3 protein-coding genes and 1 pseudogene are annotated in these 4,173 nt (G+C 66.8%); 3 read left to right on the top strand and 1 reads right to left on the bottom strand.

The features are described from left to right. The 3 genes and pseudogenes from JHC36_RS02955 to JHC36_RS02945 all read left to right on the top strand — a co-directional run. Positions 1-189, top strand: a pseudogene (locus JHC36_RS02955) (PLP-dependent aminotransferase family protein); the annotation flags it as partial. Positions 190-232: 43 nt separating this feature from the next. Continuing rightward, positions 233-1,204, top strand: a complete 972-nt coding sequence (locus JHC36_RS02950; protein ID WP_287915637.1) for a PhzF family phenazine biosynthesis protein — start codon at positions 233-235, stop codon at positions 1,202-1,204. Between the two features lie 78 nt (positions 1,205-1,282). Further along, complete coding sequence (locus JHC36_RS02945) at positions 1,283-1,957, top strand: histidine phosphatase family protein (RefSeq protein WP_287915636.1); 675 nt, start codon at positions 1,283-1,285, stop codon at positions 1,955-1,957. Here the strand turns inward: JHC36_RS02945 and JHC36_RS02940 are convergent. Next, entirely contained in the window at positions 1,948-3,846 is a 1,899-nt protein-coding gene (locus JHC36_RS02940; protein ID WP_287915633.1) for a GGDEF domain-containing protein, read from the bottom strand. The genes JHC36_RS02945 and JHC36_RS02940 overlap by 10 nt on opposite strands. Positions 3,847-4,173 lie beyond the last annotated feature (327 nt).

Below are 4,173 nucleotides of genomic sequence, written 5' to 3'. Positions count from 1 at the left end.
GTGGCCTATGTGCCCGGCGCCGCCTTCTTCGCCGAAGCGCCCGATGCGCGCACGCTGCGCTTGTCCTTCGTCACCGCCAGCGTCGAGCAGATCGACCGCGGCATTGCCGCGCTGGCCAACGTGGTCCGCTTCGCCCGGGTACAAAGCCCGGACGCGCCGGCTGCCGCCGCACTCGACGCCAGCGGTTGACGGCCGCGCACAGCTCCTGACCCCAAAATCACCCCCGTTGCCCATGAACCCGCCCAGCCCCACACCCCGCGGCCGCCCCTTCCGTCAAGTCGACGTCTTCACCAAGACGCCTTACTTCGGCAACCCGGTCGCCGTCGTGCTCGACGGGGAAGGGCTCGACGCGCAGGCGATGCAGCGCTTTGCGCGCTGGACGAATCTGTCCGAAACCACCTTCGTTCTGCCGCCCAGCGCCGCCGCGCGCGCCGCGGGCGCCGATTACCGTGTGCGCATCTACACGCCGGGCGGCGAGTTGCCGTTTGCGGGCCACCCGACGCTGGGCACCTGCCATGCCTGGCTGGAGGCCGGCGGCCAGCCGCAGAGCGCAGCGGCTGTCGTGCAGGAATGCGGCGTGGGCCTGGTGCGCATCCGCCGCCAAGGCCGTTTGCTGGCGTTTGCGGCACCCCCGCTGCAACGCCGTGACGCGACGGCCGACGAAATCGAGCCCGTGCGGGCCGCGCTGGGGCTGGCCCCCGTGCAGATCCTGGCGAGCCAAATGCTCGACAACGGCCCGGTCTGGCTGGCCCTGCTGCTGGACGGGCCCGAGACGGTCCATGCGCTGCAGCCCGACCACACGGCGCTGGCCAAAATTGGGTTCAACGTTGGGGTCGCCGGTGTGAATCGGCCTGATGATGCTATTGCCTTGATAGCACGCTCGAGCCGCGAGGCGCGCGCCTTTGCCGCGCCCGCCAGCGCCGGCCAGCGCCCTGCCATTCATCGCACCGAGCCCGAGCCTGAGCTCATCGTGCGCGCGTTCGCCGCGCCCATCGGCGTGCCTGAGGACCCCGTGACCGGCAGCCTCAACGCCAGCCTCGCGCAGTGGCTGATCGACACCGGACGCATGCCGGCGGCCTACGTGGCCGAGCAGGGCGCCGCCTTGGGCCGCGCCGGCCGCGTGCACCTCGAGCGCGACGCCAGCGGTCAGGTCTGGGTGGGCGGCCACAGCGTCACCTGCATCGCGGGCGAACAGTGGGGTTGAGCCGGCCGCGGGCCGACCCGCCGCAGCCCGTCACCGGCGAGACAAGCGCCCCCGCCGCGCTGCGCCACCATCGCCGCCATGGGAACGCTCTACCTCGTGCGCCACGGCCAGGCGTCTTTCGGTGCCGATGATTACGACCGGCTGAGCCCGCTCGGGCAGCGGCAAAGCCAACGCCTTGGGGCCTATTTCGCGAGCCGCGGGCTGCGCTTCGATGCGGTGCTCACCGGCACCCTGCGACGGCACGCACAAACCTGGGAAGGCATGGCCAACGGAGCGGGCTGGGGGGAGGCCGCGCCCATTCCGCAGCCACACCCGGGCCTCGACGAATACGACAGCCACGCGCTCATCCGCGCGCTGCCGCCGCAAGACCTGCCGCCACCCGGCACGCCCGAAGGCTACCGACAGCACTTCCGGCTGCTGCGCGACGCGCTCGCGCAGTGGATGGCCGGCGTCATCGACCCCGAAGGCATGCCGAGCTGGAACGCGTTCGCGGCGCGCGTGCGTGCAGTGCTCGAGGACGTGCGCACGACGCACAGCGGCAACGTGCTCATCGTGTCGAGCGGCGGCCCCATTGCCACCGCGGCCACACTGGTGCTCTCTGCCCCGGCCGAGACCATGATCGAACTCAACATGCGCCTGCGCAACACCGCCGTGAGCGAGTTCACCTTCAACGCCCGCCACCACCGCCTGTTGACCTGGAACACCTTGCCGCATCTCGACGGTGCGGACGCGGAGTGGGTGAGTTATGCGTGAGCTTGGCTGAGAGGCGGGTCGGGCTCGCCTTCCGACAAACTGGCGGCGCCGGGTTTGTCGATCAAAGCCAGCGCCTGGTCCTTCCCGCCCGGGGAGCGGCGTTCCACGAACAGGCTGTTTCCCGCCATGCGCTTGGCCTGCTTCTTCGCGTCGGCCGCCGCGGCCGCGATCTCGTGGTGGGATTTGTACTGCCCCGGCTCGACCTTCACCGCGCCGATGGACAAGCAGGTCAGCGGATGGAACACGACCCGGCCCAGGCGGTCTTCGGTCACGTAGCCACCGCGTTCCCGATCCTCGGCCGTGAAGAAAGCTTCGACCTCCGCGCTGAAGGCGTCCAGGGCGGCGCGGCAGCGTGCTTCCCAGTCCTGGCTTTGGAACAGAATGACGAAATCGTCGCCGCCGATGTGGCCGATGAAATCCCGGTTCGGATCGCAGGCCTGCGCGAGGACCCTACCCGTCAACTGGATCATGTCGTCACCTTTACGGTAGCCATAAACGTCGTTGAACGGCTTGAAATGGTCCAGGTCGCAGTAGCAGGCACAGAATGGCACGCCACGATCGATCAGGCGGTCGATGTGCTCGTTGATCGGCACGTTGCCCGGCAGCAGGGTCAGGGGATTCGCATAGCGAGCGGCGTCGATCTGCATCTGCGTGATCTCCCGCATCAGGTCGTGGCCCGTGCCCATCCCCAGGTACGCCCCGCCGTCCGTAATGATGAAGCCGTTGAGCAAGTGGTGACGGTCGGCCTGCACGACCATGTTGGAGAGTTCCTGAATGCTGATGTTCTTGTCCACCACCAGGGGCGAGGCGTCCATGAACTTCGAGCAGGGCCGCTTGCCATGCAGTTCACGGAAGTACACGCGGGCAAAGCGGTCGATCAGGGTGTAGCGGTTGATCAGACCCACAGGAATGGCGTTCTTCACCACGGGAATGCTCAGCAAGTCGGGGTCCGCCACGAACATGTCAAAGACGGTCTCGTTGTGGGTTTCGGGCGTCACCGCCGGAACCGCCCGCAGCAACTTCATCGCGGAGACGGTCTTTTGGCCCATCAACCCGCCGTGGGGATAGACCGAGACACTGCCGCGGCCGAGGGCATCGGCGACCTGCGCCGGTAGGGCGAGGGCCGGGTTCGCGTTGGGTCGGGCGATGTGATAGCCCTGCCCGTAAGCGATGCCCAGGTCCTTGATCAGCAGCAGTTCGGCCTGGGTCTCGATGCCCTCGGCGATGACTCGCGAGCCCGATTCCTCCGCGATCCGTTGGATCGACCGCACGAATTGCAACTTGACCGGATCCTGGTTGATGCCCTGGACGAAGTGCATGTCGATCTTGACGTACTCCGGGCGAAGCTCCGACCAGAGACGCAGGCTGGAAAAACCCTCGCCCAGGTCGTCGATGGCAATGCGAAAGCCCATGGCGCGGTAGTGCATCACCGCCTCGCGCAGCAGCTTGTAGTCCTGGGTCGCCTGGTTTTCCGTCAGTTCGATCACGACCCGATCGGGGTTGATGCCCAGGCGTTGGATGTAGCGTATGGTCTCGCCATACTTGCTGTTGGGCTGCACGAGGGCGTCCGGGCTCACGTTCAGGAACAGCTTGCCCGGCAACTGGAGTGCCATGAATCTCTCCAGCACCACCTCGCGGCACAAGAGTTCCACCTCGACGTTCAGCCCATTCTTCGCCGCGACTCCGAACAGGCTCGCGGGCGCGTGCAAGGGACTGTCGGAGGGTCCGCGGATCAAGCCCTCATAACCAAAAATCTCGCCGCTACCCATGGAAATGATGGGCTGGAAGACCGCCGTCAGCGTCCGCTGCTGGATGACCGCCAAAAGCCGGTCGAGCATTTCATTGTCCGGGTCTGCGGCCGTGAAAGAAGGCTCGCTGTTTGATGCCATAACAAGGTTCCACGCAGGCCATCACATGGCGTGAGCTTGCATGCGCGGCCTCATTTTTCGAAACTTTTGTGACATGACCGTGACACCTGTTGAATATCCCTGACTTTTCGCATGGCGTTCAACGGCGTCAAGGCGGTGCGACCGTCATGAGGCTGCTGCCTGCGTCCATACCCGGCAGGGCCTTTCATCCTAAATCCGGCAGTTGAGCGCCCCCGGGCGGGCCGTCATCGGGCGCGCGGGCAAGACGCAAACCACAGCCATGGCGGGCGCCATGGCGAGGATTTGCAACGCCGCCCCCGCACCCGAGGGCGGCTTGAACGGGTGCGC

Origin of the sequence: Tibeticola sp., from assembly GCF_022759015.1 — a bacterium.
In the GTDB taxonomy this organism is placed as follows: Bacteria; Pseudomonadota; Gammaproteobacteria; order Burkholderiales; family Burkholderiaceae_C; genus Tibeticola; species Tibeticola sediminis.
The sequence above is the reverse complement of the archived record's forward strand: the minus strand, read 5'-3'. Positions and strand labels throughout refer to the sequence as shown.

Bases quoted from the DNA above. Each gene is read 5' to 3' on its own strand.
- JHC36_RS02950 (WP_287915637.1), top strand. From the start codon at position 233: ATGAACCCGCCCAGCCCCACACCCCGCGGCCGCCCCTTCCGTCAAGTC.
- JHC36_RS02940 (WP_287915633.1), bottom strand. From the start codon at position 3,846: ATGGCATCAAACAGCGAGCCTTCTTTCACGGCCGCAGACCCGGACAAT.
- JHC36_RS02945 (WP_287915636.1), top strand. From the start codon at position 1,283: ATGGGAACGCTCTACCTCGTGCGCCACGGCCAGGCGTCTTTCGGTGCC.